The organism is Devosia elaeis (assembly GCF_001650025.1).
Classification (GTDB): domain Bacteria; phylum Pseudomonadota; class Alphaproteobacteria; order Rhizobiales; family Devosiaceae; genus Devosia; species Devosia elaeis.
In genome coordinates this window covers 46,174-72,631 of sequence record NZ_LVVY01000063.1, presented here as the reverse complement: position 1 = coordinate 72,631, position 26,458 = coordinate 46,174, and the positions used below count along the sequence as shown (strand labels likewise).

Annotated in this window: 25 protein-coding genes; 14 read left to right on the top strand and 11 right to left on the bottom strand. The window is 64.5% G+C overall.

The genetic code is table 11. The features are described from left to right. Window positions 1–4: 4 nt before the first annotated feature. The 4 genes from A3840_RS03465 (at window position 5) to A3840_RS03450 (ending at window position 5,070) form a co-directional block, all read left to right on the top strand. Entirely contained in the window at window positions 5–952 is a 948-nt protein-coding gene (locus A3840_RS03465) for an ABC transporter substrate-binding protein (protein ID WP_067451906.1), read from the top strand. 37 nt (window positions 953–989) lie between these two features. Further along, window positions 990–2,051: a FecCD family ABC transporter permease gene (locus A3840_RS03460; RefSeq protein ID WP_425388835.1), complete on the top strand. Its 1,062-nt coding sequence runs from the start codon at window positions 990–992 to the stop codon at window positions 2,049–2,051. 112 nt (window positions 2,052–2,163) lie between these two features. Further along, complete coding sequence (dusA, locus tag A3840_RS03455; protein ID WP_425388833.1) at window positions 2,164–3,156, top strand: tRNA dihydrouridine(20/20a) synthase DusA; 993 nt, start codon at window positions 2,164–2,166, stop codon at window positions 3,154–3,156. A gap of 210 nt (window positions 3,157–3,366) precedes the next feature. Further along, entirely contained in the window at window positions 3,367–5,070 is a 1,704-nt protein-coding gene (locus A3840_RS03450; RefSeq protein ID WP_067451900.1) for an alpha/beta hydrolase family protein, read from the top strand. A gap of 36 nt (window positions 5,071–5,106) precedes the next feature. Here A3840_RS03450 and A3840_RS03445 read toward each other — a convergent pair whose 3' ends face one another. From A3840_RS03445 to A3840_RS03435, 3 genes are all read right to left on the bottom strand, one after another. Next, window positions 5,107–5,901: an alpha/beta fold hydrolase gene (locus A3840_RS03445; RefSeq protein WP_067451897.1), complete on the bottom strand. Its 795-nt coding sequence runs from the start codon at window positions 5,899–5,901 to the stop codon at window positions 5,107–5,109. After that, window positions 5,901–6,587 (bottom strand): retropepsin-like aspartic protease family protein, encoded by a 687-nt coding sequence (locus A3840_RS03440; protein WP_067451893.1) that lies wholly within the window; start codon window positions 6,585–6,587, stop codon window positions 5,901–5,903. Before A3840_RS03440 ends, A3840_RS03445 begins: the two co-directional genes overlap by 1 nt. Window positions 6,588–6,657: 70 nt before the next feature. Beyond that, window positions 6,658–7,491 carry an adenosylcobinamide-GDP ribazoletransferase gene (locus A3840_RS03435; protein ID WP_165603113.1) on the bottom strand — a complete coding sequence of 278 codons (834 nt, stop codon included), beginning with the start codon at window positions 7,489–7,491 and terminating at the stop codon, window positions 6,658–6,660. A 64-nt stretch (window positions 7,492–7,555) separates the two neighbouring features. On the opposite strand from A3840_RS03435, the gene cobT reads away from it, so the two are divergent. Then, window positions 7,556–8,578: a nicotinate-nucleotide--dimethylbenzimidazole phosphoribosyltransferase gene (cobT, locus tag A3840_RS03430; protein WP_067451891.1), complete on the top strand. Its 1,023-nt coding sequence runs from the start codon at window positions 7,556–7,558 to the stop codon at window positions 8,576–8,578. On the opposite strand, the gene A3840_RS03425 is transcribed toward cobT, so the two are convergent. Both A3840_RS03425 and A3840_RS03420 read right to left on the bottom strand, forming a co-directional pair. After that, window positions 8,579–9,244, bottom strand: coding sequence for a DUF6683 family protein (locus A3840_RS03425; protein WP_067451884.1), 666 nt, complete (start codon window positions 9,242–9,244; stop codon window positions 8,579–8,581). It lies immediately after the preceding gene. A gap of 51 nt (window positions 9,245–9,295) precedes the next feature. Further along, window positions 9,296–10,822, bottom strand: coding sequence for a sensor histidine kinase (locus A3840_RS03420; RefSeq protein WP_067451881.1), 1,527 nt, complete (start codon window positions 10,820–10,822; stop codon window positions 9,296–9,298). A gap of 284 nt (window positions 10,823–11,106) precedes the next feature. Here A3840_RS03420 and A3840_RS03415 point away from each other — a divergent pair, with 284 nt between their 5' ends. Beyond that, a complete protein-coding gene (locus A3840_RS03415; RefSeq protein WP_067451998.1) occupies window positions 11,107–11,586 on the top strand; it encodes an Lrp/AsnC family transcriptional regulator in 480 nt (159 codons plus the stop codon). 201 nt (window positions 11,587–11,787) lie between these two features. After that, a complete protein-coding gene (locus tag A3840_RS03410; RefSeq protein ID WP_067451878.1) occupies window positions 11,788–12,717 on the top strand; it encodes a serine hydrolase domain-containing protein in 930 nt (309 codons plus the stop codon). A 93-nt stretch (window positions 12,718–12,810) separates the two neighbouring features. Here the strand turns inward: A3840_RS03410 and A3840_RS03405 are convergent, their stop codons facing one another. From A3840_RS03405 to A3840_RS03390, 4 genes are all read right to left on the bottom strand, one after another. Then, window positions 12,811–13,221 (bottom strand): DUF2442 domain-containing protein, encoded by a 411-nt coding sequence (locus tag A3840_RS03405; protein ID WP_067451876.1) that lies wholly within the window; start codon window positions 13,219–13,221, stop codon window positions 12,811–12,813. Continuing rightward, complete coding sequence (locus A3840_RS03400; RefSeq protein ID WP_342669883.1) at window positions 13,214–13,414, bottom strand: DUF4160 domain-containing protein; 201 nt, start codon at window positions 13,412–13,414, stop codon at window positions 13,214–13,216. The genes A3840_RS03405 and A3840_RS03400 overlap by 8 nt, the downstream gene beginning before the upstream one ends. 60 nt (window positions 13,415–13,474) lie before the next feature. Next, window positions 13,475–14,488: a GTP 3',8-cyclase MoaA gene (gene moaA / locus A3840_RS03395; RefSeq protein WP_067451865.1), complete on the bottom strand. Its 1,014-nt coding sequence runs from the start codon at window positions 14,486–14,488 to the stop codon at window positions 13,475–13,477. A 94-nt stretch (window positions 14,489–14,582) separates the two neighbouring features. Then, window positions 14,583–15,170, bottom strand: a complete 588-nt coding sequence (locus A3840_RS03390; protein ID WP_067451862.1) for a L,D-transpeptidase — start codon at window positions 15,168–15,170, stop codon at window positions 14,583–14,585. Between the two features lie 268 nt (window positions 15,171–15,438). On the opposite strand from A3840_RS03390, the gene rpiA reads away from it, so the two are divergent. From rpiA to A3840_RS03365, 5 genes are all read left to right on the top strand, one after another. Beyond that, complete coding sequence (rpiA, locus tag A3840_RS03385) at window positions 15,439–16,134, top strand: ribose-5-phosphate isomerase RpiA (protein ID WP_067451859.1); 696 nt, start codon at window positions 15,439–15,441, stop codon at window positions 16,132–16,134. Between the two features lie 22 nt (window positions 16,135–16,156). Then, complete coding sequence (locus A3840_RS03380; RefSeq protein WP_131798235.1) at window positions 16,157–16,684, top strand: DUF2059 domain-containing protein; 528 nt, start codon at window positions 16,157–16,159, stop codon at window positions 16,682–16,684. Window positions 16,685–16,790: 106 nt separating this feature from the next. Then, window positions 16,791–18,164 (top strand): glutathione-disulfide reductase, encoded by a 1,374-nt coding sequence (gene gor, locus A3840_RS03375; RefSeq protein ID WP_082903618.1) that lies wholly within the window; start codon window positions 16,791–16,793, stop codon window positions 18,162–18,164. 82 nt (window positions 18,165–18,246) lie between these two features. Beyond that, on the top strand, window positions 18,247–19,623 hold the full coding sequence (locus tag A3840_RS03370) for a class II 3-deoxy-7-phosphoheptulonate synthase (protein ID WP_067451850.1): 1,377 nt from the start codon (window positions 18,247–18,249) through the stop codon (window positions 19,621–19,623). A 111-nt stretch (window positions 19,624–19,734) separates the two neighbouring features. Then, complete coding sequence (locus tag A3840_RS03365; protein ID WP_067451847.1) at window positions 19,735–21,648, top strand: PAS domain-containing protein; 1,914 nt, start codon at window positions 19,735–19,737, stop codon at window positions 21,646–21,648. Between the two features lie 15 nt (window positions 21,649–21,663). Here the strand turns inward: A3840_RS03365 and A3840_RS03360 are convergent, their stop codons facing one another. Beyond that, a complete protein-coding gene (locus tag A3840_RS03360) occupies window positions 21,664–22,089 on the bottom strand; it encodes a response regulator (RefSeq protein ID WP_067451844.1) in 426 nt (141 codons plus the stop codon). Between the two features lie 223 nt (window positions 22,090–22,312). Here A3840_RS03360 and A3840_RS03355 point away from each other — a divergent pair, with 223 nt between their 5' ends. Beyond that, window positions 22,313–23,980, top strand: coding sequence for an NAD+ synthase (locus tag A3840_RS03355; RefSeq protein WP_067451841.1), 1,668 nt, complete (start codon window positions 22,313–22,315; stop codon window positions 23,978–23,980). Continuing rightward, entirely contained in the window at window positions 23,977–25,305 is a 1,329-nt protein-coding gene (gene gltX / locus A3840_RS03350) for a glutamate--tRNA ligase (protein ID WP_067451839.1), read from the top strand. Before A3840_RS03355 ends, gltX begins: the two co-directional genes overlap by 4 nt. On the opposite strand, the gene A3840_RS03345 is transcribed toward gltX, so the two are convergent. Next, window positions 25,250–26,392, bottom strand: coding sequence for a DUF2865 domain-containing protein (locus A3840_RS03345; RefSeq protein WP_067451836.1), 1,143 nt, complete (start codon window positions 26,390–26,392; stop codon window positions 25,250–25,252). The genes gltX and A3840_RS03345 overlap by 56 nt on opposite strands. Between the last annotated feature and the right edge of the window lie 66 nt (window positions 26,393–26,458).

Below are 26,458 nucleotides of genomic sequence, written 5' to 3'. Positions count from 1 at the left end.
ATCCATGCGTCTGTTCCTGCCGATCCTTGCCGTGTCCACCACGCTGCTGACCAGCGGCGCCATGGCATCGGGCTTTCCCGTCACGGTCGAAAGCTGCGACCGCGCGGTGACCTTCGAGGCCGCGCCCAGCCGCGCGGTTTCCAACGACGTGAACCTGACCGAGATGATGCTGGCCCTGGGCCTTACCGGCAATATGGTGGGCTATACCGGCATTTCGGACTGGAAGACGCTGGACGAAACCCTGCGCGAAGGTGTGGCCGACCTGCCCGAGCTGTCGCCCAATTATCCCACCAAGGAAGTGCTGCTCGGCGCCGATGCCGATTTCTATTTCGCAGGCTGGAATTACGGCATGCGCGTGGGCGGGGAAGTGACGCCCGATACACTGGCCGAGTTCGGCATCGCCGTCTACGAGCTGACCGAGAGCTGCATCCATATCATGGACAAGCCCAAGGCCTCCATCGAGGACATGTATGCCGACCTACTCAATCTCGGCCGTATTTTCGGCGTGGCGGAACAGGCCGAGGCGCTGGTGGCCGGATATCGGCAGGACCTCGACGCATTCACCGCCGGGCTCGCCGTGCTCGATGCGCCGGTCAAGGTCTTCGTCTACGATTCCGGCGAGAACAAGCCGTTCACGGCCGGGCGCTATGCCATGCCCACGGCGCTGATCGAGGCGGCGGGCGGCGTCAATATCATGGACGACGTGGACTCGAGCTGGGTGGAAATCGGCTGGGAACCGGTGATCGAGCGCAATCCCGATGTCGTGGTCATCGTCGATTACGGCAGCGTGACCGCCGAGCAGAAAGCCGATTTCATGCGCGACAATCCCGCCTTCAAGGATGTTCCGGCGGTGGTCAACGACCGCTTCGTGGTGCTGCCCTATGTCGAGGCGACGCCGGGGCCGCGCAATATCGACGCCATCAAGACCCTCGCCGCGGCCTTCCGCGAGTAATTCGGAGTAGGGCCGGCGCAAGCCGGCCCGCATGTTCATGTCCCACAAGCATCTCGTCGACGGCCCGCGCCACGCGCTGATCCATTCCATGCCGCTCATCGTCTGCGGCCTGGTGGTCCTGCTTTTCGTCATTTCGGTCCTCGCGGTCAGCGTCGGGGCGGTGGGCATCCCGCCCGATATCGTCTGGAGCGTCATTCTCAGCCACCTCGCGCCGGGCAGCGTCGAACAGACCTGGTCGCCGGGGCGGGACAATATCGTGTGGGAAGTGCGCCTGCCGCGCGTGGTGCTGGGCGCCATTGTCGGGGCCAGCCTGTCGCTGGTGGGCGCGGCCCTGCAATCGGTGACGCGCAATGCCCTGGCCGATCCGCACCTGCTCGGCATTTCCTCGGGCGCCGCCCTGGGGGCCATCATCGTGCTCTTGCATACCGGCATGTTCCTGGGCCTCATCACCGTGCCGCTCTTCGCCTTTGGCGGGGCCCTCGCGACCACGGCCCTGGTGGTGGGCATCGCCAATTTCACCCAGGCGCGCGACGCCAGCCGCCTGGTCCTGACCGGGGTGGCCATCTCCTTCGTCATCACCTCGCTGGGCAGCCTGGGCATTTTCCTGGGCGATCCGCGCGCCACCCATACGGTGGTCTTCTGGATGCTGGGCGGGCTGGGCCTGGCCCAATGGGCGCAATTGCCCTATCCGCTGCTGGCGCTGGCCGGCTGCGGCGCCTTTCTGCTGTTCAATGCGCGCAATTTCAACGCCATGACCCTGGGCGATGAATCGGCGACCACGCTCGGCCTGCCCGCCGGGCGCTTCCGCATCCTGGTCTTCGTCGTCTGCGCCCTGCTGACCGGCGCGGCCGTGGCCTTTTCCGGCATCATTTCCTTCGTGGGCCTGATGATCCCGCATCTGGTGCGCATGGTGGTGGGCGGCGATTATCGCCGCGTCCTGCCGCTCTCGGCCCTGGTCGGCGCCATCGTGCTGGTCCTGGCCGACATGGCCGCACGGGTGATCATCCCGCCCCAGGACATGCCCATCGGCATCATCACAGGCCTGGTCGGCGGCATCTTCTTCATCGGCCTCATGCGCCGCAAGACCAGGCTCGGCTGACGCGGCTTTGAACCCCTGCGGCGGGCGCGGCCCTTGTCCCCGCGCCCCCACTGGTGCAAAACGCCCCGAACGATCCCATATGGGATGGCCTAGAAGAACAATCGGAACCGTTTTGCTGGACCAATCGCGCAGATTTTCCATTGCCCCGATGATGGACTGGACCGACAGGCATTGTCGGGTCCTCCATCGCCTGCTGACGCGCCATGCCCTGCTGTTTACCGAGATGGTCAATAGCGGGGCGATCGTGCATGGGGATGCGGAGCGGCATTTGCGGTTCGATCCGGTCGAGCATCCCGTGGCGCTTCAGCTCGGCGGGTCCGATCCGGCGGAGCTGGCGGCAGCGGTGCGCATTGCCGAAGGCTTCGGCTATGACGAGATCAATCTCAATGTCGGCTGCCCTTCGGACCGTGTGCAATCGGGCAGGTTCGGGGCCTGCCTGATGGCCGAGCCGGAGCTGGTGGCCGAATGCGTGCGCGCCATGCGCGGCGCCACCGACAGGCCGGTGACGGTCAAGTGCCGCATCGGCATCGATGACCAGGATATCGAGGAAAGCCTGGATCGTTTCGCCGATGCCATGGTGGAAGCCGGCGTGGCCGCGCTCTACGTCCATGCCCGCAAGGCCTGGCTGCAGGGCCTGAGCCCCAAGGAAAACCGCACCATCCCGCCACTGAACTATCCCCGCGTCCACCGCCTGCGCGCCCGGCTGGCGCCGCTGCCGGTGATGATCAATGGTGGAATCGAGACCCTGGACCAGGCCGATGAACAGCTTGGCCATACCGACGGGGTCATGCTCGGGCGGGCCGCCTATCACAATCCCATGCTGCTGGCCGAGGTGGATGCGCGTATCTTCGGCGACGACCGGCCCGTGCCGAACCTCGCCGGCATCATGGCGGCCATGGCCGATTATGCCGAAACGCAATTGGGGCAGGGGGTGCGGCTCAACAATATTGCCCGCCACATGCTCGGCCTCGCCAATGGCCGTCCCGGCGCGCGGCAGTTCCGCCAGATCCTCAGCGTCGATGCCTGCAAGCCCAAGGCCGGGCCGGACGTCTTCATGCGCGCGCTGGACGTGGTGGAAAACCGCGAACTGGCTGCATCCGCCTGAGCGGATCGAAATTTTCCGCCGCCCCTGAAGCGGCCGGCGCCGGCGCCGGTGCGATCCCATTGTGCCGCATGACAAAATTCGGCCCGGCGGCGGCTTTCGGTTTGCGCTGAATAATCTTTCGTTTTCGTTCGATTTTCTTTCGTCTCCGGTGTAATTTCCGCGCGTGGCTTTGCTGAATGGTTTCAGCAGGAAAGTGGGGAGCGCCTTTCAATGGCAATAAAAAATCGCCTGTTTCACGCAGGCTGGATCATCATACTCATCGGCGCGCTGCTCGCGCATTTCATCCAGACATCCGGCGGCATTTCCATTCGGGATCTGCGGTTTCATGGCACCAATGGCCAGGTGCTGAGCGGCCTGCTCTATGTGCCGCCCGGCGTTTCGGCGGAAAACAAGGCCCCGGCCATCCTGGCCGTGCATGGCTATTTCAATAGCCGCGAAACCCAGGACGGCTTCGCCATCGAATTCGCCCGTCGCGGCTATGTGGTGCTGGCGCTGGACCAGGGCGGCCACGGCTATTCGGATGCCCCGGCCTTCGCCAATGGCTTCGGCGGCCCCGGAGGCCTGGCCTATCTGCGCTCGCTTGACTTCGTGGATACCGACAATATCGGCCTCGAAGGCCATTCCATGGGCGGCTGGACTGTCCTCGCAGCCGCGGCGGCCATGCCCGATGCCTATAAGGCCGTGGTCTTGCAGGGCTCGAGCACCGGCGCGCCCTTTGCCAAGGAGGCCGACACCACCTGGCCGCGTAATCTCGCCGTCGTCTTCTCCAAGTATGACGAGTTCTCGGGCACCATGTGGGGCGTCGATCGCGCCCAGGACGTGCCGACCAGCACCAAGCTGCAGACGGCCTTCGGCGTCAGCGAGCCGGTCGTCATCGGCCAGGTCTATGGGGATATCGCGGACGGCACCGCCCGCATCCTGCAGCAGCCGAATACCACCCATCCGGGCAATCATTTCTCGCCCGAGGCCATCGGGGACGCCATCGCCTGGTTCGACCAGACTCTTGACGGGGCCAAGCCGATTCCGGCCGGCGACCAGATCTGGCTCTGGAAGGAAATCGGCACGCTGATCGCGCTGATCGGTTTCGTCGTCCTTCTGGCCGGCACCTTCGACATGCTGCTCAAGACGCAGGCTTTCGCGCATCTGCGCAAGGAGCCGACCGGCGCCGCCTATGAAAAGCGCAACGGCAAGTGGTGGCTGCATTTCGCGCTCGCCACCATGATCCCGGTCCTGACCTATTATCCCTTCTTCTATTGGGCGACGCTGGTGTTTCCGGCTTCGGCCATCCTGCCGCAGAGCTTCACCAGCCAGATCGCCCTCTGGGCGGTGCTGAACGGGGTCATCGTTCTGGCGCTGGGCCTGGTGTTCAAGGGCAGCAAGGTCGAAGGACGCGGCGATATCTGGGGTTCGGTGCTGATCGCGCTGGCCACCGTCGGCATCGGCTACATCGTCGTCGCCGCCACCGATTTCTTCTTCAAGGTGGATTTCCGCTTCTGGGTCGTCGCCCTCAAGCCGCTGGACTTGGTCCGCACCAAGATCGCCCTGATCTATCTGGTACCGTTCACGATCTATTTCGTATTGGCAATGCGCGGCCTGCACAAAGGCATGTCGGTGCGCACCGACGGCCGCGTGGCGCAATACCTGTCCAACATCGCGGTGCTGATCGTCGGCTTCATAATCTTCCTGGGCTTCCAGTACCTGACGCTGCTGTTCACCGGGCACCTGTTCAGCATGAATGAATCGCTGACCACCGTGATCGGCATGCAATTCGTGCCGCTGCTGGCCATCGTGGCCTTCCTGTCCACCTTTGCCTGGCGCCGGACCGGCAGCTATCTGCCGGGCGCATTCATCAATGCGCTTTTCGTCACCTGGTACGTGGTGGGCAGCCAGGCGATCCAGTTCGCCGTGAGCTGAAGCAAAACCGAAGGGCCGGTCGAAAGACCGGCCCTTTCACTTGAGGAAGTCCCGCAGCACCTGCGTTACGAATTCGGGATTGTCCTGATTGGAACAATGACCGGCGCCCGGAACGATCTCGAACCGGGCGCCCGGCCAGCGCTTCGCCCAATGGCGCATGCCGGCATCCACCACGCCGACCTTGTCCCGATCGCCCATGGCCAGGAGCGTCGGCCCCGCGAAGCGGTAGTCGGCATCGCGCCGCAAGCCGGTCTGCACCGCGCCCCAGATGGCGATATATTCGGGCTTGGTGAGCTGCGACACGACCTGGCGGATATAATCCTGCGCCTCGGGCGTGACGGCCGATTGGCGCGCCGTCATCTCGATCAGGCGGCGCCAGGGGAACAGACCGATCAGGAGGGAGGACTGCGCCATCATTGCAGTCATGAAGCCCGAAAGCGGCGTATCGTACAGATTGGTGGCGTCGAACACGGCCAGGGCGGCGACGCGCTCGGGATGGTCGTGGGCGACCGCCTGCGAGACATAGCCACCCAGCGACAGGCCCACCAGCACGGCTTGCCCGATACCGAGATGATCGAGCAGGGCGATCAGGTCGGCAGCGAAGCGGTCAATGCTGTGCGCTCCGCTGCTCGGGCGGGAAAGGCCATGGCCGCGCAGGTCCCAGCGGATGACGCGATGGGTCTCGGCCAGGGCGTCCGCCTGCACGGCCCAGCTTTGATTGTCGAGCGTCGCGCCGTGGCTGAAGACCAGGGCGGGCGCGTCGTCCGGCCCGGATATCCAGTAATGAAGCGTGCAACCCTCGCGGCTGAACTGTCCGGCTTGCTCCGCCATCAATCCACCAGCTCCAGCGCGTTCTGCGTCACCGAATAGCGGCTCAGCGTTTCGAGGAAGGTCATGCCGAGCAGGCTCGTTTCCAGCGCGCCGGCCTCGGTGACGAAAGCGGTGACATTGCGCCGTTCGATGCCGCCCACCACGATGCTGTCCAGCCGGATCCGCGCCGCCATGCCGCGGCCATTGGCGGTGGAAACGGGCACCATGTAGCGCAGGCCCGCCGTATCGACGCCCGCCGCTTCCGCATCCTGGATGGTCAGCACCACGGCGCTGGCGCCGGTGTCGAAGATCATCGGGGTGGTATGCCCGTTAATGGTCGCCTGCACTTCGAAATGCCCGCCGAAACCGCGCCGGAACGTGGCGGTGCCCGCATTGGCGTCGACAATGGCGAGGCCGGGCTGCATTTCGCCGGCCACCCGGCCCACCACGCCCATCAATTCGTCGCGATAGGCATAGGTCACCATGGCGATGGCGAAGATGCCGACCCAGAGCAGGACGCCGCCCACCAGCTCGGAGGCGCGATGGCGGCGGGCGAAAAGGCCGCCGGCGAACACGATGAGAATGACGACCAATGGCACCAATTGCGCCGTCTGCATCTGGCTGAGCCCGATAAGGCTGCCGGCATCGGCGCTGATCATCAGGGCGATGCCGATGGCGACGAGCAGGGCGATGCCGATAAAGATCATGCTGTCCCGGTCCTTCCGCTTCCTGGCCGTCCCTCCCGATAAAGGCACGGCGCAAGGCAAATTCAAGGCGTCATGCGAAGATGAGCAGGATGGCGAGCGCCGCGATCTCGCCCAGTCCGGCGGCCGCGCCGATCAGGTCGCCCGTCTGGCCGCCGACCAGATGCCGGCACAGGGCCGTCCAGGCCAGGGCCGCCAGCATCACCGCCACGAGGGCGAGGATGACGCCCAAGAGACTCGAGGCCGGCGCGCCGATGACGAAGACGAGCAGGGCCGCCAGGGCCGCGCCGATGGCAAAGCGCGAGCGGGGCAGGGCGCCGGCGGTCGCCGAGGCACCGTCCGGTCGCGCCGGGGGCAGGGCCACTGCGATCCAGAGGCCACCCGAGCGCCCGGCAATATTGGCGGCCAGCCAGAGCGCGCCGGCCGCCAGCGGATTGATGGCGGCAATGCTCCCCAGGGCAGTCACCCGCAATACCAGGAAGAGGCACAAGGCCGCGACGCCGTACGTGCCGTGGCGGCTGTCCTTGAGGATTTCCAGCCGCCGCTCGCGGGTGGCGCCACCGAACAATCCGTCGGCAGCATCGGCCAGCGAATCCTCCATCATGCCGCCGCCCACCACCACCATGGCGGCGACCGCCAGGGCGGCGGCGAAATAGGGCGGCAGCCCGGCCCCGACGCCGCCGATCAGCAGCAGCACTGGCAGAACGCCCATCACCAGACTGGCGAGCGGCAGGGCCATGGCGATTCGGCCGAGATCCGGCTTTTCGTGCGGGCTGTCGCCGGTCGGCAGGCGGGAGAAGAACCGCAGGGCCATGACCAGATCGTCCTTGAGCCCGAAGCCTCTCGGGGGCGGTTCGGGCCGGTACGCGTCGCGCAGGCCGGGATCGATGCCAGTCTCCGGCGTCAATTGCAATTGTCTCCGTAATGGGCAACAAGTCCCCGCCTTCCTAACACATCGCGCCGGACCTGCCATGCCCGCCCTCAATCCCGCCTTTGCCGATATCGTCGAACTGCTCGTGGCCGTGCCCGATGGCGACGAAACCGCGGTTGCCGCCGTGCGCGCGCGCGACGCGCAATTGACCAAGCCGCCGGGCTCGCTGGGGCGCATGGAAGAATTGGTGGAGTTCCTCGCCCGCTGGCAACACCGGGCCAAGCCGCGCCTGGGCAATCCCATGGTGACGATCTTCGCCGGCAATCACGGCGTGACCGACCAGGGCGTCTCGGCCTTTCCGCGCGAGGTGACGGCGCAGATGGTCGCCAATTTCACCAATGGCGGCGCGGCGATTTCGCAGATCTGCGGGCTGCACGAGATCAACCTGCGGGTATTCGAGCTGGCGCTGGAACTGCCGACGGGTGACATCACCAAGGAACCGGCACTGGACGACCAGATGTGCGCGGCCACCATCGCCTATGGCATGGAAGCGGTGGCGGGCAAGCCCGACCTGATCTGCATCGGGGAAATGGGCATCGGCAACACCACCATCGCCGCGGCCATCTATGCCGCGCTCTATGGCGGCACCGGCGCCGACTGGGTCGGCCGGGGCACCGGCGTCGACGATGCGGGCCTGGCGCGCAAGGCCGATGCGGTGGACCGGGCTTTGGCGCGGCATGCCGGCGCGCTGGATCATCCGCTGGCCATTCTGGCGCGGCTCGGCGGTCGCGAGATCGCCGCCATGCTGGGGGCGCTCCTGGCCGCGCGGCACCAGAAGGTGCCGGTCATCATCGACGGCTATGTGGCCAGCGCGGCCGCCGCCATCGCCCATGCGGTCAATCCGGCCGCCATCAACCATTGCCTGTTCGCCCATGTCTCGGCAGAGGGCGCCCATGCCCGCGTGCTGGACAAGATGGGCCAGACCGGCTTGCTCGACCTGGGCATGCGGCTGGGCGAGGGCAGCGGCGCCGCCCTCGCCGCCGTCATGGCCAAGACGGCCCTGCACTTGCACGACAATATGGCGACCTTCGAAAGCGCCGCCGTCAGCGGGAAATCGGCCTGATCACGGACGCGGGCGCGGGCCGAAACCCTGGGCGCTGGGCACCAGCGCCAAAAGGTTGACGCCCATGCTGCGCTGGAAACGGGTGACCGACGCGGCGGCAAGCCGGTTCAGCGCGTCGAGATCGCGCGCCGCCACGGCCCGGTTGAGCGCGGCATGCTCGAGCAGGAAATTGAAGATATATCCCTCGGCGAGCTGCTGGCGTTGCTGATCGCCCATGGTGCGGAAGTTGGCGTCGTTGGCAAAGGCCACGCGCAATTGCCGCTGGATCGGCGCATTGTCGATCTCGGCAGTATAGGCGCCATTGGCGGTGATCCAGTTGAGCACCCAATAGGCGGTCAGCGCGTCGGCGACATTGTTGGGCTCCAGGCCCTGCCCGGCCACCAGCTCATGCCAGATTTCCACCGGCGAGCGCTCGGCGAAGGCGGCGGCCAGATTGTCGCGCGCCTCCACCCCGGCGGACCAGCGCACCGAATCCAGGAATTCCCGTTGCAGGCGGGACGATACGGTGGGCGAGGGGCGATAGCTGGTGTCGAAATCGACGGCCGGATCGGTTTCGGGAACCGGCGCGACATTCATCTGCGCCGCCGGCTCCTGCGCCACGGCCGGAAAAGCCAGCATCAGGGCGACAAGGGCGAGGGCGAGGCGGGGGAATTTCAATGCGGGCATGGCGCCATCCTCCAGCCGATAACGGCGAATTTGCGATAGGGCGGCGCCCGCTCAGCCGGCTTCGGAATAAATCTCGAGCCGATTGCGCTTTTCCACCACAGGGGCCAGTGCGTCCATGACGCGGGCGCGGGGGAAGGTGGCGAAGACCTCGGTGCCGAAGCGCAGCTTGGAATAAAGATCGAAACGGCCCTGATGCAGGTCCATGATCTTCTGCACGATGGGCAGGCCGAGCCCGGCGCCCTGTTCGGCCGTCTTCTGCGCCAGCGAGCCCTGGCCGAAGGAGGAGAGCACGGTTTCGATCTCGTTCTGCGGAATGCCGGGGCCGTTATCCTTGACCGAAACCATCTGGCCGCCATCGCGGCTGCGCTGCACCACCAGCGTCACCTTGCCGTGCTGGGGCGTGAACTTGATGGCGTTGGACAACAGGTTCAGCATGACCTGGCGGATGGCGCGTTCGTCGCCCCACAGCCGGGGCAGGCCATCGCCATAGCTGAAGACCAGCTCGATGCCCTTGGCCTTGGCGCGCAATTCCATCATGCGCCGGCAATCCTCGGCAATATCGACCAGCGACACCACTTCCTCGTTGAGCTCGTATTTGCCCGCCTCGATGCGGCTGAGATCGAGCAACTCGTTGATGAGGTTCAGCAGGTGCTGCCCGCTGCCATGGATGTCGCCGGCATATTCCCTGTATTGCGGCACCTGGTGGGGCCCCAGCAGCTCCGATTTCAGCACCTCGGAAAAGCCGATAATGGCGTTGAGCGGCGTGCGCAGCTCGTGGCTCATCGTGGCCAGGAACTGGCTCTTGGCGACATTGGCCTGCTCGGCATGCCGGCGCGCCTCGTCCGACATGTTGCGCGCTTCCTCCAGCTCGTAAATCAGCGTGTCCTTTTCGGACTGGTGCGAAATCGTCTCGAGCTCGGAGCTGTGCAATTGGCGGGCGAGGAACAGGAAGAAGATTTCGCCGCAGACGGTGACGGCGGCCAGCGTGTAATTGAGCGTGCCGCCCACCGCTATCAGCGCCGCCGAGACGGTCATGGTCACCGGCAGGGTGCTCATCAGGGTGGCCGGGGGCAGGGTATGGGTGGCGATGGCATTGCTGGCAATGGCCACCAGCGCCATGGCGAACATGACCGGGGTGAGATCGGAGGGTTCGGCCACCAGGGTGAACAGCGCCAGGAGCGACAGCGCCACCCCGCCTATGGTTTCCACGGCCACGAAGCTGGTGGTCCAGCGCCCGGCATTGAACTTGGACGGATCGGCCAGGGTGAAGCGCCGCGCCATCTGCACCACGATCAGCAGGCTGGCGATGACGAGCCCGGCCCAGAGCGCGGTGATGGTGATCGGCACCCAGAAGCTGGCGACGATGGCCAGAATGCCCACGATCGCCGCCATAGGCAACGCCGCCCCGACGCGCGAGGCGGCATAATCATGCATCAGTTCGAAATCGAAATCGGCGCGCGTGCCCGAACTGGAGGTCAGCCGCTGGCGCGCCTCGCTCACCGCCTTCTGGGCATTTCGCTTGCCGTCGGCGCTCACAGGCGCGCGAATTTCAGCTTCATTGGCCAGCTGGGACGGCATGGAACTCGTACTCGTTACTCGATAAGGCGAGCATAAGACGCGCTCGCGACACACAGGCGGCAGATTAGGGCCGTGTGGTTAACAGCCTATGAAATCGCGGGGGGCATCGTACCCACTGGACGGACCGCGCCGGGACTGGCATGGTTAATTTTCTCTTTTCCGGTTCCATAGCTTGCTTTGCGCAATTTTATTGCGCGAGAAGGGCGTATGTGGCACTGATCTCCGCGCCGTCGTCGGGTCTGGCGGGTAAAGATAAAAACTGATTTCACGAGGGCGTCATGGCACTGGACAAGATCGACCGGAAAATTCTGTCGCTCCTGCAACGGGATGCGACCATGCCGGTGGCTGAAATCGGCCGCAAGGTCGGCCTGTCCACCACGCCCTGCTGGCGCCGCATCCAGAAGATGGAAGAAGACGGCGTCATCCAGCGCCGCGTCGCCGTGCTCGATCCGGCCAAGGTCAATGTCGGGGTCACCGTCTTCGTCTCGGTCAAGACCAACGAGCACAACGAAGCCTGGATGCGCAAATTCTCCGGTGTGATCGACGAATTTCCCGAAGTGGTGGAATTCTACCGCATGAGCGGGGATGTCGATTACCTGATGCGGGTGGTGGTGCCCGATATCGGCGCCTATGACACCTTCTATAAGCGCCTGATCAGCAAGATAAACCTCACCGATGTCAGCTCGGCCTTCGCCATGGGCCAGATCAAATACACCACCGCCCTGCCGCTCGACTTCGCCATCGTGGTGGACGACGACAAGTAGGCTGACCGCGCCGTCGCGCGAAGGCATGCGGCGATGACTGCCAGCAGCATGGCGTCAGGACCGATGATGGTTTTCGATCCCATTCCGGTCGTTCAGGCCGATCAGCACCATTCCCGAAATCTGGCGTATACCGATGCGAGATGCGCCTAGCGGATCGCCAAAACCAGACATTTGGGCATGATCGTGTGCTAGACAGTTCATATGGTGGACGAACTCGCCCGACTTGTTGATCAGAGCGCGGTGGCCTCCCATGTGCCCCTGATGATCGCCGTTTGTGATGGTGCTGGCCAGGTGGAAGAGGTCGGGAGGGGGAAGTGGCCCGACGGAAATTTTGTCCGGCTCACGGATCGTTTCTATGCGGCGAGCCTCGCAAAACAGATCACCGGTGCGGCCGCTGCCTTGTTGGTGCAAGAAGGCCAACTTGATCCGGATTTGCCCGTCGCACACTACCTTCCGGATTTACCAGGATGGGCCGGAGACATCACCACACGCCATCTCGTCCACCATATTTCGGGCCTGCCAGCCGCGGGAGAAGTCGAGCCTGCCGAGGAAGACTGGACGGATGCATTCGCTCTGGCGGCCGTGCAGCGCCTTCCGCACCTCATCTCCAAGCCTGGCACAACCCACATCTATTCCAATCTCGGCTACGTGCTGCTGGCGCACGTGGTCGCGAAAGCTGCTGGATGTGCCTTCGCGCGTTTCATCAGAACTCGCCTACTCGAGCCGCTGGGATTGGATGGCATGGGGTTTGCGGAGCCTGATGTCAGCGGCTTTCCTCAGACCTCCTTGATGGGATCGAGCCGCCCGCTCACGACAGGCGATGGCGGGCTCTGGACAACAGCCAGAGCTTTTTCGCTGTGGCTGCACCATCAAAACCGTGACACGCTCGGCATCGCTGATCTCGTCACCAGGCCGGGTAATCTGATCAACGGCGGCCTCGTGGAATACGGTTGGGGCATAGGGCTGCGCCAACGCCATGGACAACCACTGCTAATCCATGGCGGGGAATGGACCGGATGCACTGCCAAGGCGGTCCGAAGCCCATCTACTGGGGTCGCCATCGTGGCCATGTCAGCGGGAGCATCCCAAGAGGACTTGAGTGCTCTTGTCGACGCGGTGCTGGACCGTTGACTGCCGGTTGGCTGGTCCGTCCGCTTCACTGGTGACGGACCGCAAACCCGCCCGCATGCCGACTTCGCCATGGTGGACGACGACAAGTAACGCTTACGACGATTTCCGGGGCCTCCCGCCGCGCATCCCGTTGCGCCGTGCCGCAGCGATCTTCGCGGCAGAGCGGGATTGCCCGCCTTTGCGGCTTGCATCCATAAACCTGGCGGTGCCGAAGATGCCCTGCATCAATCCGGCAATGGTGAAATCCACATCCAGAGACGGCCAGTGCAGCCCCGTTTCGCCGAGCAGCTCCACATTGGCAATATCGTCCGCTTCGGCCTTCTCCAGCCCCTGCAACAGGCCCGCGGGAACGAGAAAGGCGGTGCCGTTGTCAAATTCCACGACAATTCGGCCCGATGACCGTTCGTATCGGACCGAGACGGGAGCAGGGCGGCCAGTGCGCTCCGTCAGCCCGCGCTCCACCGCCTCCTTGTAATGCTGATCATCCAACTCGATCTCAGCCATGAATTTCAGTCCAGCGTTGTAGAAACAGGGATCGGTGTTCCATCGTGATCGCCAAGGCACGGGCCGCATCACGCCGGTTCATGCCGTGAATGGAAAGAACATTCAGGGTCATGATGTCGATGCGTGCTTCCCCATCGCCATAGACGTGAACATGGGCGGGCTCGTGATCATTCAGATAGATCACGAAACGCATTCCGCCTTCACGATGGACCGTCACCATCCCAGATAACCCAAGTAGTTGGGTTTTTCAATGCTACCCACCCGTCACGCTCATATGCCGCGCCACGGCGGGTTCCGGCCGGGTGCGGTCGAGGACGAAGTCGTGGCCCTTGGGCTTGATGAGCATGGCGTGGTCGAGGGCCGCGTCGAGGGCGGCCGGGCCGCCATCGCGCCAGGCGTCGCGGAGGTTCACCTGATCGTCCTGGCCGAGGCAGAGGAACAATTGGCCGGTCGCGGTCAGGCGGACGCGGTTGCAGCTTTCGCAGAAATTGTGGCTCATCGGGGTGATGAAGCCCAGAGTGCCGCCGGTTTCGGCGACGTGGACATAGCGGGCCGGGCCGCCGGTGCGCTTGTCCAGCCGGGTCAGCGTATAGCGCCGCGCCAAACGGTCGTGCAGCTCGCGCAGGGGCAGATAGGCATCGACACGATCCATGCCGACTTCCCCCAGCGGCATGCCTTCGATCAGCGTCAGGCCCATGCCGCCGGCATGCGCCCAGGCCATCATCGGCTCGATCTCGTCCTCGTTGAGGCCGCGCATGGCCACCATGTTGATCTTGATGGCGAGGCCCGCTGCCTGCGCCGCCGCGATCCCGGCGAGCACGTCGGCGATCCGCCCCCGCCTGGTGATGGCGGCGAAGCGATCCGCATCCAGCGTATCGAGCGAAACATTGATGCGCCGGACGCCCGCGGCGAACAGCCCATCGGCATGCCGGGCCAATTGGCTGCCGTTGGTAGTGATGGTCAGCTCGTCCAGCCCCGAACCGATGCGGGCGCCCAGGCTGCGGACCAGGTCCATGATGTCCCGGCGCACCAGCGGCTCGCCGCCGGTCAGCCTTATCTTGGTGGTGCCCCGCGCGATGAAGGCGCCGGCAATGGCCTCGATTTCCTCAAAGCTCAGGACCTCCTTCTTGGGCAGGAAGGTCATGTCCTCGGCCATGCAATAGACGCAGCGGAAATCGCAGCGATCCGTCACCGAAATGCGCAGATAGGAAATGCGCCGGCCGAAACGGTCGATGAGCGGGCGGGACGGGTTCGTGGGCGCGGTCATGCGGCAAATCTAGTCCGGGTCGGGGGGAATGCAAAGGCGCACGCATAAAAAAGGCCGCCTCGCGGCGGCCTTTCGAAACATCTGTTGTTCGGTGTCAGTGATTGACCACGATGCGGGCGCCGACCTGGACGCGCTCATAGAGGTCGATCACGTCGTCATTGGTCATGCGGATGCAGCCCGACGACACGGCCTGGCCGATGGTCCAGGGTTCCGAGGTGCCGTGCACGCGATAAAGCGTCGAACCGATATAGAGGGCGCGGGCGCCGAGCGGATTGTCGGGGCCGCCGGGCATATAGGCCGGCAGGTCGGGCACGCGCTTGCGCATGGCCGGGGGCGGCGTCCAGCCGGGCCATTCCGCCTTGCGGGTAATGCGGTTGGTGCCGGCCCAGGTGAAGCCTTCGCGACCCACGCCGATGCCATAGCGCATGGCCTTGCCGCCATCGAGCACCAGATAGAGGCGGCGTTCGCCGGTTTCGATAACGATGGTGCCGGGCTTCTGGCTGGTCTGGTAATCGACGATCTGCTTGCGGATCGGGCTGCCGCCACGGCCGGCGGTCGCGTCGCGCTCTTCGAACTGGTTGGTGTCCGGATTGTACCAGACCGCGGCGGATACCGGCGCAACCAAACTGGCCGACAGCAGGATCGACATGCCGATCGCCAATATGACTTTGATAAGTTTCATCTTCTACTTGGCCTCTGGATGCGCGACCGGCCATGATTCGGTGATCGCGATGATGAGCGTAATTACTTCGAATATATTTGGCCGGAAAGACATAGCCGCCTTACCGCTGCCATGAATGCCCCATCATCGCCATATTGTGTTGCCAGCAGGTTACACTCCTTCCCTCACTTTGCATTTGCCGCAGCGCGGATGCCGCCTTTTGGCGGCCTTGACAGCTTGCGGGCCGCGCTGCCACATCCGCCCCATCGTTCCGGGAGGGTTTTGCGCGATGAGCGAGGCGTTGAAGCGGCAGGCTGCGGCCATGGCATTGTCCGAAGTCAGGCCGGGCATGCGCCTGGGCCTGGGCACCGGCTCGACCGCGCGCCATTTTGTCGATCTGCTGGGCGAAAAGGTCGCCGCTGGCCTCGACGTCATCTGCGTGCCGACCTCCGAGGCGACGGCGCGCCAGGCGCAGGAGTTGAATATCCCGCTCTCGGATCTCGACACGCTGGACCGGCTGGACCTGACAGTGGATGGAGCCGACGAAATCGACCCGGGCCTGAACCTGATCAAGGGTGGCGGCGGCGCGCTGTTGCGCGAGAAGATCGTGGCTGCGGCCTCCGACGCCATGGTGGTCATTGCCGATGCCTCCAAATGCGTCGAGGCGCTGGGCCGCTTTCCGCTGCCGATCGAGGTCAACCGCTTCGGGCTCGGCGCGACCCGCCACGCCATCGAGCAGGTTCTGACGCATCACGGCGCTCAGGGCGGGCTGAAACTGCGGGGCGAAGAGGCCGGCAATCCCTTCGTGACCGATGGTGGACACCTTATTCTCGATGCTTTTTTTGGCCGCATTTCGCAGCCAGAAGCGCTATCGAGCGACCTGCTGAATATTCCCGGCGTGGTCCAGCATGGGCTATTCCTGAAAATGTGCAGCAAGGCTTATGTGGCGACGCCGAATGGCGTAGAAGAACTGAAACGGCAATAGACTGAGCGTGGATCGGGACAAGATGGCATTCTGGACGAACGGGAACATGATGCGCGGCGCCAAGGCCGTGATGGGTGCGGTGCTGACGGCGGGCATCATTGCCGTCTCGGCGCCGGTTTTCGCGCAGGAGGTCGCCCCCGAGCAATTGGCGCTGGCCCGCAAATATATCGACCTGACCGACCGCGGCGCCGTGTTCGAAACCACCGTGGTCGAGATCGGCATCGACACCATGCGCCAGATCGTGACGCAGAACCCCGAAATCGTCGAGCAGACCAATACCATTATCGGCGAGGTGATCGCCGAATATCGTGGCCGCAAGGGCGAATTGCTCGATCAGTTCGCGCGCGTCTACGCGATCCGCTTCACGCTGGAAGAACTCACCGAGATCGTTGCCTTCTACGAATCGCCCACCGGCCAGAAGCTGGCGACGGCCAATTCGGAAGTGAACGCCGATCTTCGCCGCGTCCTGCAGGTCTATACCAATAATCTGCGGACCGAATTCTTCGCCAAGGTGCGCTCCGCCCTGCGGGCCCAGGGCGTCGAAATCTGATCGCGGAAACATCTCCCGCATTGACCCCGCCTTGTGCGGGGTCTTTTTTTGTGCGAAGCGCGTGATCATATTCATCGGTACTTGACGATGAAGAATGGGAGCTGAAATGAGTTTCGATTACGACCTGGTTGTCATCGGCGCCGGTTCGGGCGGTGTACGGGCGGCCCGCATGGCGGCCACCTATGGCGCGAAAGTCGCCGTGATCGAGGAATTCCGGGTCGGGGGCACCTGCGTCATTCGCGGCTGCGTGCCCAAGAAGCTCTATGTCTATGCCTCCCGGTTCAAGGATCAGTTCGACGTGGCGGAAAGCTTCGGCTGGCAGGTCGATGCCAGCTTCGACTGGCCGACCCTGGTCGCGGCCAAGGAAAAGGAAATCACCCGGCTCGAACACGCCTATACGAGCAATCTGGAAAAGCCCGGCGCCGAGATCATCCGCGACCGCGCGGTGGTAACCGGCCCCAACAGCGTCAGGCTGGCCAGTGACGGGCGCGAGCTGACGGCGAAATATCTGCTGGTGGCGACCGGCGCACGGCCTTTCATCCCCGATATTCCCGGCGCCGAGCTCGGCATTTCCTCCAATGAAGCCTTCGACCTGCCGGCGCTGCCCCATTCCATCCTCATCGAGGGCGGGGGCTATATCGCAGTCGAATTCGCCACCATTTTCGCCGGGCTGGGCGTCGATACCACGATCATCTATCGCGGCGATTGCGTGCTGCGCGGCTTCGATGACGATATGCGGCGCGGGCTCGAGGCTGGGCTGATCGAAAGGGGTATCCGGCTGATCTACCAGACCACCATCGCCGCGCTTTCCAAGCCGGGCGAGGATGTGCTGGCAACCTTCAGCGACGGAGTGACCGCGCCCTTCGGCGCCGTCATGTTCGCCACCGGCCGCCAGCCCAATGTCGAGGGACTGGGGCTCGAAACGGCCGGCGTCCGGCTCAATGATTTCGGCGCCATTGCCGTCGACAAATATTCGCAGACCTCAGTGCCTTCCATCTATGCGGTGGGCGACGTCACCGGCCGTGCGCAGCTGACCCCGGTGGCCATCCGCGAGGGCTGGTATTTCGCCGAAACCGTCTTCAATGACAATCCGCAGGCCGTAGATCATTCGCTGATCCCCACCGCCGTCTTTTCCGAGCCGGAAATCGGCGTGGTCGGGCTGACCGAGGACGAAGCCGCCACCCATGGCGATATCGATGTCTATGTCGCCCGCTTCCGGCCGATGCAGAACACGCTCTCCACCCGCACCGAACGCATGGTGCTCAAGCTCATCACCGAAAAGGACGGGGGCAGGGTGTTGGGCGTTCATATCCTGGGCCCCGGAGCCGCCGAAATGATCCAGCTCGTCGCCATTGCCGTCGGCATGGGCGCCAGCAAGGCCGATTTCGACCGCACCATCGCCCTCCATCCATCGGCGGCGGAGGAATTGGTGACCTTCAAGGCCCCCACCTATGTCTATCGGGATTGCCAGAAGGTCTGAGCCTTTCGCCCTTGGCACGGGGGCATTGGCTTGGTAGATCGCCCTCAGGTTTTATCAGTGCTCCGGCGTAAGCGAGACGAACATGACCACCTGGACCCCGAGCTCCTGGCGCAGCAAGCCCATCCGGCAGGTTCCGGCCTATCCCGATCCGGCCGCGCTGGCCGATGCGGAACGGCAGCTCGGCAGCTTTCCCCCGCTGGTCTTCGCCGGTGAGGCGCGCGAGCTGAAGGCCCGGCTGGCCTCGGTGTCGCGCGGCGAAGCCTTCCTGCTCCAGGGCGGCGATTGCGCCGAGAGCTTTGCCGAGCACGGCGCCGATCATATCCGCGACTTCTTCCGCGTCTTCCTGCAGATGGCTTTGGTCCTGACCCATGGCGCGAGCAAGCCGGTGGTCAAGGTCGGTCGCGTCGCCGGGCAATTCGCCAAGCCGCGCTCGGCCGATACCGAGGAGATCGACGGCGTCGAATTGCCGTCCTATCGCGGCGACATCATCAACGATATCGGCTTCACCGAGGCCTCCCGCGTCCCCAATCCCCATCGCATGTTGCAGGCCTATCGCCAATCGGCGGCGACGCTCAACCTGCTGCGCGCCTTTTCCATGGGCGGCTATGCCGAACTGACGCGCATCCACGAATGGACCATGGGCTTCATGAAGGGGTCCAACTGGAACACCCGCTATGAGGAAGTGGCGCGCAAGATCGACGACGCCATCACCTTCATGGCCGCCCTGGGGCTCAATCCGGAAAATACGCCGGCCCTCAAGCAGACCAGCTTCTACACCAGCCACGAGGCGCTGCTGCTCGGCTATGAGGAAGCGCTGACCCGGCGGGATTCCATCACCAATAATTGGTACGCCACGTCCGGCCACATGCTCTGGATCGGCGATCGCACCCGCAATCCCGATGAGGCCCATGTCGAATATTTCGCCGGCATCAACAATCCGATCGGCGTCAAATGCGGCCCCAGCCTCAGCAATGACGATTTGCTGCGCCTGCTCGACCGGCTCAATCCCACCGACGAAGCCGGCCGCATCACGCTGATTTCCCGCTTCGGCGCCGACAAGGTGCACGAACATCTGCCGCGCCTGATCGAAACGGTGGAAAAGGCCGGCCGCACGGTGGTGTGGTGCTGCGACCCCATGCACGGCAATACGATCAAGGCCTCGACCGGCTACAAGACCCGCCCCTTCGACCGGGTCCTGGCCGAAGTGCGCAATTTCTTCGAGGTGCACCGCGATATGGGCACCTATGCCGGCGGCGTGCATATCGAGATGACGGGCGACGATGTCACCGAATGCGTGGGCGGCATGTCGGCAGTCACCGAAGCATCCCTGTCCGACCGCTATCACACCTATTGCGATCCGCGGCTCAATGCCAGCCAGGCGCTGGAGCTGGCCTTCCTGGTGGCCGAGGAAGTGCATGCGCAAAAGCCCCCGCGCCAGCAGCGTGCCGCGGGTGAATAATCACGCTCTTGCGTGAACCGAAACGGGGGCCGCGCGTTGAATGTTTCGGCGCGCGGCCCCTGTCTGTCCGGGCAGCCTGTCCCTGCGTCACCTTTGGCCAAAGAGTAGGCAATGCCCAAATCGCTGTTCCCCCACGCTGCTCCCGAGACGCGCGCGAAGCTCGAACAGGACCCGACTCTAAAACTCTTCAATACCTATGATTGGTCGGCCAATCCGCTGGGCCTGATCCCTGACTGGCCCGAAGACCTCAAGGGCGCGGTGCGCCTGATGATGGTCGCTGCCACTCCCATGGTGATGATGGTCGGCCCGCAGGGCATCCTGCTTTACAATCACGGCTACGCCGAATTTGCCGGCCAGCGCCATCCCCAGATTTTCGGCATGCCGGCCATGGAGGCCTGGCCTGAGATCGCTGATTTCAACCGGCAGAACATGGAGCGCGGGCTGCGCCTGGAATCCTGGACGCTACGGAACCAGGAGCTCGTCCTCAATCGCCATGGCGAGCCGGAGCCGGTATGGATGGACCTGCACTACAGCCCGATCATCAGCGATGACGGCCTGTCGATGGGCACGCTCTGCGTGGTGCACGAAACCACCGACCGGGTGCTGGCCGAACGCGCCCTGGCGCGCAGCGAAGAGCGCATGTCGCTCGCCATCAACGGCACCGATCTCGTCGGCACCTGGGATTGGGATGTCGTCCATGACCGGATGACGGCCGACGACCAGTTCGCCCGGCTTTTCAACATGGATTCCCTGCGCGCCGGGCTGGGCACGCCAATGGCGGATTTCCTGCGCGCCATCCATCCCGAGGATGTGGAGCGGGTGGGCGAGGAGATCGCGACCGCCCTGCGCGAGGGCGTTGTCTTCAAGTCCGAATACCGCCTGCGGGGCACCGACGGGCAGGTGCGCTGGGTGATCGCCTCGGGCCGGCCGCGGAGGGACGGGGAGGGGCGTATCCATCGCTTTCCCGGCATCGCCATCGACGTGACCGAACAGCATCGCGCCGCCGAGGCCCTGGCCGAGAGCGAGCTGCGCTTCCGCACCCTGTCCGACACCATGCCGCAAATGGTCTGGTCGACCCGGCCGGACGGACACCACGATTATTTCAACGCCCGCTGGTACGAATTCACCGGCATGCCGGAGGGCTCGACCGATGGCGATATCTGGGGAGAGATGTTCCACCCCGACGACCGGGAGCGCGCCTGGACCGAATGGCGCCATTGCCTGGAAACCGGCGATCCCTACCAGATCGAATATAGGCTGCGCCATCATAGCGGCGAATATCGCTGGACGCTGGGGCGGGCGCTGCCCATCCACGATGGGCAGGGGCACATATTGCGCTGGATCGGGACCTGTACCGATATTCACGAATCCAAGCTTGCCGCCGAAGAGCGGGAATTGGTGGCCCAGGAACTCAGCCACCGCATCAAGAACATCTTTGCCGTCCTTAATGGCATTATTGCCCTCTCGGCCCGCAGCCAGCCCGAGATAAAGCCCTTCGCCGATCAATTGCGGCAGCGCATCTACGCCCTGGGCGAGGCGCATGACTTCGTGCGGCCGCAGAGCTATCTGCATGCCGGCGCCAGCGGCCAGGGCATGCTCTCGGCCCTGATCGAGCGCCTGATGCGCCCCTATAATGCCGATGGCAGGGCGCGCGTGATCTTCAATGGCGCGGACGCCGCGGTCGATGATGCCGCGGCCACGCCCATGGCGCTGCTGTTCCACGAACTGGCGACCAATTCCGCCAAATATGGCGCCCTGTCGCAATCGGAAGGCATGGTGACCATTACCGGCCACACCGATCCCGATTTCTATCAACTGGAATGGCGGGAAACCGGCGGCCCAAGCGTGGTGGAACCCGACAAGCTGGGCGGCTTCGGCACGAGGCTGGTGCAATTGTCGGTGGAAGGGCAGATGCGCGGCCAATTGGAACGCCATTGGCGTCCCGAAGGGCTGGAGGTGATCGTCAGGCTGCCCCTGGACGCGCTGAACCGCTCGGCACGCTTGCGAGCCGAGACGATCAACTAGATCGCGGAAAAGGGATCAATTGCTGGCCAGGCTACCGTCGCCCCAGCCGAACAGGCGCAGCCGACGCGGCGGCCTGGCCTCGGCGGCAAGTCGGTGGGCGATGGCGAATTCCACGGCCTCGCGGACATCGCGATCGGTCGCCGGCTTGGGCATCACCCCCACCGTGCCGGGCACGCCCTCGCCGAGCTGCGCGGGATTGGCGGTGAGGAAGAGGACGGTGACGCCATGGGTCTGCGCGAGAATTTTGCCAATGCCGATGCCGCTCGGACCATCGCGCAGGTTCAGGTCGACCAGGGCGATGTCGGCCCGGCTGGCATGAGCCAGCGCCGATCGCTGATCGGCCGCGATGGCGATCGGATCATGACCCATTTCGGCCACGACATATTCGATCTCCGTTGCGACGATGATCTCGTCTTCGACGATCAATATTCGGTAGGACATAGGCACTTTGCATTCAGAAATGTAATTGGGGTTCTCGGGAACTCCCAGATTGCCACTTGGGTTGCGAGAAATCCGATCTTGTGATCGCTCCACCATGCCTGCCAGCTCTTACCAAAGCCCCAACGGGCCACGCTTGCCCTGATGCGGGCGAGCGGCTAAGTCTGGCCGCGCAGCCTGCCGAACCGGCAGGTCGGATCGTTCCTAGCATCAGGCCAGCATTATCGTGACCGACCAGCTTCGTATTGCGCTCGCCCAGCTCAACCCCAAAGTGGGCGACCTGCCGGGCAATCTGGCCCTGGCGCGCGACGCCCTGCATCGGGCCGGGACGACGGGGGCAGACATCCTGATGCTGTCGGAACTGTTCCTCACCGGCTATTTCCCCGACGATCTTCTGTTCAAGCCGCAATTCGTAACCGACGCCATGGAAGCGGCCAGGGCCCTGGTGGCCGATACCGCCGGCTCCGATGTGGTGCTGATCCTGCCCACCATCTGGCAGGATGGCGCCAATTTGCGCAATGCGGTCCTGGTGGCCGAAAAGGGCGAGATCGTCGCCATTCGCCACAAGCGCGAATTGCCCAATAACGATGTTTTCTACGAGCGCCGCTATTTCCAGCCCGGCCCGCTGCCCATGCCGGTCGAGATCAAGGGGGTGAGCGTCGGCATCCCGATCTGCGAGGATATCTGGCATTCTTCGGTCTGCGACCACCTGACCATGCGCGGCGCCGAAATCATGCTCTGCCCCAATGGCTCACCCTACTGGACGAACAAGCAGCATATCCGCAAGGAACTGGTGCGCGCCCGCGTTGCCGAGGACGGCGTGCCCATGCTCTATCTCAACCAGGTCGGCGGACAGGACGAACTGGTCTTCGACGGCGCCTCCTTCGCCATTGAACCGGGTGACAAGCTGGTCGTGCAGGGCAAGTCCTTCGAGACCGATTTCATCCTGTCGGACTGGGTGCGCGGCGAAAATGGCTGGACCTGCGCCAATGGCCGGGTGGAGGAACTGACCTCGGTGGAGGAAGCGCCCTGGCGCGCCTGCGTACTGGGCCTAAGGGACTATGTCCTGAAGAACGGCTTTTCCCATGTCGTGCTGGGCCTCTCGGGCGGCATCGACAGCGCCGTGGTGGCGGCCATGGCGGCCGATGCGTTCGGGCCCGAAAAGGTCCATGCCATCATGCTGCCCTATCGCTATACGTCCCAGGAGAGCCTGCGCGACGCCAGGGATTGCGCCGAAAGGCTGGGCGTCCGCTACGACATCGTGGCCATCGGGGGTCCGGTCGACGGCGCGCTGCGCGAATTGCAACCCATATTCGGCAACCGGCCCATCGACCTCGCCGAGGAAAACATCCAGTCCCGCATGCGCGGCACCATGCTCATGGCCGTGTCCAACAAACTCGGCTCCATGCTGCTCTCCACCGGCAACAAGAGCGAGATGGGCGTGGGCTATGCCACGATCTATGGCGACATGAACGGCGGCTACAATCCGCTCAAGGACATGTTCAAGATGCAGGTCTATGCGCTGGCCGACTGGCGCAACAGGCATATGCCGGGCGATTGCCTGGGCCGGGCGGGGGAGGTCATTCCCCAGGCCATCATCGACAAGGCCCCCAGCGCCGAATTGCGCCCGGACCAGACGGACCAGGACAGCCTGCCGCCCTATCCGGTTCTGGACGATATCCTCACCTGCATGGTGGAAGAGGAGATGGCGCTGGGCGACATCGTCAAGCGCGGCCACGACCCCGCTACGGTCAAGCGCATCGAGCGGCTGGTCAATATCGCCGAATACAAGCGCCGCCAATCCGCGCCCGGCCCCAAGCTCAGCCCGCGCGCCTTCGGCCAGGGGCGCAAATATCCCATTACCAACGGCTATAAGGACCTGACCGTCGGATGAGTGTCATCGTACGCTGGGCGCCATCGCCCACCGGTCGCATCCATCTGGGCAATGCCCGGCCGGCTTTGCTCAACTGGTTCTTCGCCCGCCGCCACGGCGGCAAATATGTCCTGCGCATGGACGATACCGACCTGGCGCGCTCCACGCGGGCCTTCGCCGACGGCATCGAGGAGGACCTGGCCTGGCTCGGCATCGTGCCCGACCTGCTGGTGCGCCAGTCCGAGCGCACCGCGCTTTACGATGGCGCCCGCGACCGGCTGATCGCCGCCGGCCGGCTCTATCCCTGCTACGAAACCGAGGATGAGCTCGATCGCAAGCGCGCTCGCGCCCGCCTCCTGGGCAAGCCGCCCATCTATGATCGCGCCGCTTTGGCCCTAACCGACGATGATCGCGCCCGCCTCGAAGCCGAAGGCCGCAAGCCGCATTGGCGTTTCAAGCTCGACGGCCGCCCTGTGCAGTTCGAAGACGTCATCAAGGGCGCGCAGACCGTCAATACCGCTTCCATGTCTGACCCGGTGCTGATCCGGGCCGATGGTTCCTATCTCTATACGCTGCCCTCGGTGGTGGACGATATCGACCTAGGCATCACCCATGTGATCCGGGGCGAGGACCATGTGTCCAATACCGGCACCCAGATCGAGATCTTCGAGGCCCTGGGCGGCACGGTGCCGGCCTTCGGCCACCACAACCTGCTGACCGACGCGGCGGGGCAGGGCTTTTCCAAGCGCCTCGGCTCGCAGTCCATCGCCGATTTCCGCGCCGAGGGCTATGAGCCGCTGGCGGTGGCCATCGCCGCCACGCTCACCGGCACCAGCCTGTCCGTCGAGCCCTATGAGAGCCTCGATGCCATCGCCGAAAAGCTCGATTTCTCGATGATTTCGCATGGTTCGGCCCGCTTCGACCCGGCCGAGCTCAATGGCCTCAATGCCCGCCTATTGCACGCCATGTCCTATGAGGACGCCGCGCCGCGCCTTTCCGCTTTGGGGCTCGAGGGCGAGGCCATGTGGATGCTGCTGCGCGAAAACCTGACGCGCTTTCCCGATATCGTGGAATGGTCCAGGCTCGTCACCGGCCCCATCGCGCCGGTCGTGGCGCCCGAAGACCAGGATTTCCTGGCGCTGGCCAAGGCCCTGCTGCCGCCCGAGCCCTGGGACGACACCACCTGGGGACAATGGACCGATGCGCTCAAGACCGCCACCGGCCGCAAGGGCAAGGCGCTGTTCATGCCCCTGCGCATGGCGCTTACGGGCCGCCACGACGGCCCCGAGCTCAAGTCCCTGCTCGTCCTGCTTGGGCGTAAGGCGTGTCTGGACCGACTACCCTGACCGCCTTGTCGCCAAAATGAACGATCCGCATTTCGGCCGGCGCCGGGGCTTCCGGCCGCCGCGCGATTTCGCCCGGGCCTGAAGGCCGGGGACGGGGCAGGGGCACGTCGACCAGCGCCACATTGGCCACCGGCTCGGCGGCCGCCACGGCCGCCTGCACCGGCACGACTCCGCGCGGATCGCGCAGCGGCAGGGGGAAATTCACCCCATTGATCTCCACGATGGCCCGGCCGCTGCCATCCGCGCTCTCGGCCACGCGCACCGAGCCGTCCGCCACCGGGGCCGCGGTGCAGCTCGAATCGTTGTCGAAATTGGTTCGATAGGCAAAGGCATTGGGGAGCGAGGTATAGGGCGATCCCGACAGATTGCGCATCTGCTCGGGCTCCTGGCCGGGATTGTCGTAGAAATAGAGCTCCACCGGCGTATTGGGGCACATCTGCTGGCACGCCATCGCGTCATTGCCGACATATTCGGACAGCGTGGCATAGCTGATCGGCCAGAAATAGCCGTCCGAGAGCCGCACGCAGACCGTGCGCACCGTGTGGTAGCCCTGGTAGCCCCAGTTCCCGCCATCGACGAAATCCCCATCGGTGAAATCGCCGCCGGTGGTGGAGCCGAAAATCCGGTCGAAGATCGATTGCCGGTCCTGGGAGAAAGTGGCGCTGGAGCCGGCATTGCAGCCGAAGCGCGCCATTTCCTGCAGGATCGCCTCGCGCTGCTGGGCCACCGCATTGCCGGTGTCGACGGCCTGGGCGAGCGCGGCATATTGATTGCGCAGCGCGATCACGTCCCGCGCGATCAGCTGGCATTCCTGCGTCAGGATGCGGCCGGCCCGCGCATCGTCGTTGCAGCCCTGGCGGATATAGCGGCTTTCCGCGTCCTGCACCTGCCGCCCCAATTGCCGGGCCGCATTGGTATTCTGGTTCACCTGCCGGAATTCGCCATTGCGGTCGAACTGCGCCAGGGCGCTTTGCAGCCGCCCGCATTGATTGGCCTGAGCATAGGCGGACTCGACATCCAGGGCCAGCACGATGGTCGTCAGAACCAGGAGCAGGAGGACCCGAAGGCCAGGAGAGGGAAACGTCACCGGAATTCCTTATATGCGGGCCGCAACCGCTTCGGCCCTCGCGCCTTAAGACATCGCTAGGGGCCA

What these genes read in the sequence shown, in the direction of transcription:
- A3840_RS03465 (WP_067451906.1), top strand. Translation starts at nt 5, where the DNA reads ATGCGTCTGTTCCTGCCGATCCTTGCCGTGTCCACCACGCTGCTGACC.
- A3840_RS03460 (WP_425388835.1), top strand. Translation starts at nt 990, where the DNA reads ATGTCCCACAAGCATCTCGTCGACGGCCCGCGCCACGCGCTGATCCAT.
- A3840_RS03450 (WP_067451900.1), top strand. Translation starts at nt 3,367, where the DNA reads ATGGCAATAAAAAATCGCCTGTTTCACGCAGGCTGGATCATCATACTC.
- A3840_RS03445 (WP_067451897.1), bottom strand. Translation starts at nt 5,901, where the DNA reads ATGGCGGAGCAAGCCGGACAGTTCAGCCGCGAGGGTTGCACGCTTCAT.
- A3840_RS03440 (WP_067451893.1), bottom strand. Translation starts at nt 6,587, where the DNA reads ATGATCTTTATCGGCATCGCCCTGCTCGTCGCCATCGGCATCGCCCTG.
- cobT (WP_067451891.1), top strand. Translation starts at nt 7,556, where the DNA reads ATGCCCGCCCTCAATCCCGCCTTTGCCGATATCGTCGAACTGCTCGTG.
- A3840_RS03425 (WP_067451884.1), bottom strand. Translation starts at nt 9,244, where the DNA reads ATGCCCGCATTGAAATTCCCCCGCCTCGCCCTCGCCCTTGTCGCCCTG.
- A3840_RS03420 (WP_067451881.1), bottom strand. Translation starts at nt 10,822, where the DNA reads ATGCCGTCCCAGCTGGCCAATGAAGCTGAAATTCGCGCGCCTGTGAGC.
- A3840_RS03410 (WP_067451878.1), top strand. Translation starts at nt 11,788, where the DNA reads ATGGTGGACGAACTCGCCCGACTTGTTGATCAGAGCGCGGTGGCCTCC.
- A3840_RS03405 (WP_067451876.1), bottom strand. Translation starts at nt 13,221, where the DNA reads ATGGCTGAGATCGAGTTGGATGATCAGCATTACAAGGAGGCGGTGGAG.
- A3840_RS03400 (WP_342669883.1), bottom strand. Translation starts at nt 13,414, where the DNA reads ATGCGTTTCGTGATCTATCTGAATGATCACGAGCCCGCCCATGTTCAC.
- moaA (WP_067451865.1), bottom strand. Translation starts at nt 14,488, where the DNA reads ATGACCGCGCCCACGAACCCGTCCCGCCCGCTCATCGACCGTTTCGGC.
- A3840_RS03390 (WP_067451862.1), bottom strand. Translation starts at nt 15,170, where the DNA reads ATGAAACTTATCAAAGTCATATTGGCGATCGGCATGTCGATCCTGCTG.
- rpiA (WP_067451859.1), top strand. Translation starts at nt 15,439, where the DNA reads ATGAGCGAGGCGTTGAAGCGGCAGGCTGCGGCCATGGCATTGTCCGAA.
- A3840_RS03380 (WP_131798235.1), top strand. Translation starts at nt 16,157, where the DNA reads ATGGCATTCTGGACGAACGGGAACATGATGCGCGGCGCCAAGGCCGTG.
- gor (WP_082903618.1), top strand. Translation starts at nt 16,791, where the DNA reads ATGAGTTTCGATTACGACCTGGTTGTCATCGGCGCCGGTTCGGGCGGT.
- A3840_RS03370 (WP_067451850.1), top strand. Translation starts at nt 18,247, where the DNA reads ATGACCACCTGGACCCCGAGCTCCTGGCGCAGCAAGCCCATCCGGCAG.
- A3840_RS03365 (WP_067451847.1), top strand. Translation starts at nt 19,735, where the DNA reads ATGCCCAAATCGCTGTTCCCCCACGCTGCTCCCGAGACGCGCGCGAAG.
- A3840_RS03360 (WP_067451844.1), bottom strand. Translation starts at nt 22,089, where the DNA reads ATGTCCTACCGAATATTGATCGTCGAAGACGAGATCATCGTCGCAACG.
- gltX (WP_067451839.1), top strand. Translation starts at nt 23,977, where the DNA reads ATGAGTGTCATCGTACGCTGGGCGCCATCGCCCACCGGTCGCATCCAT.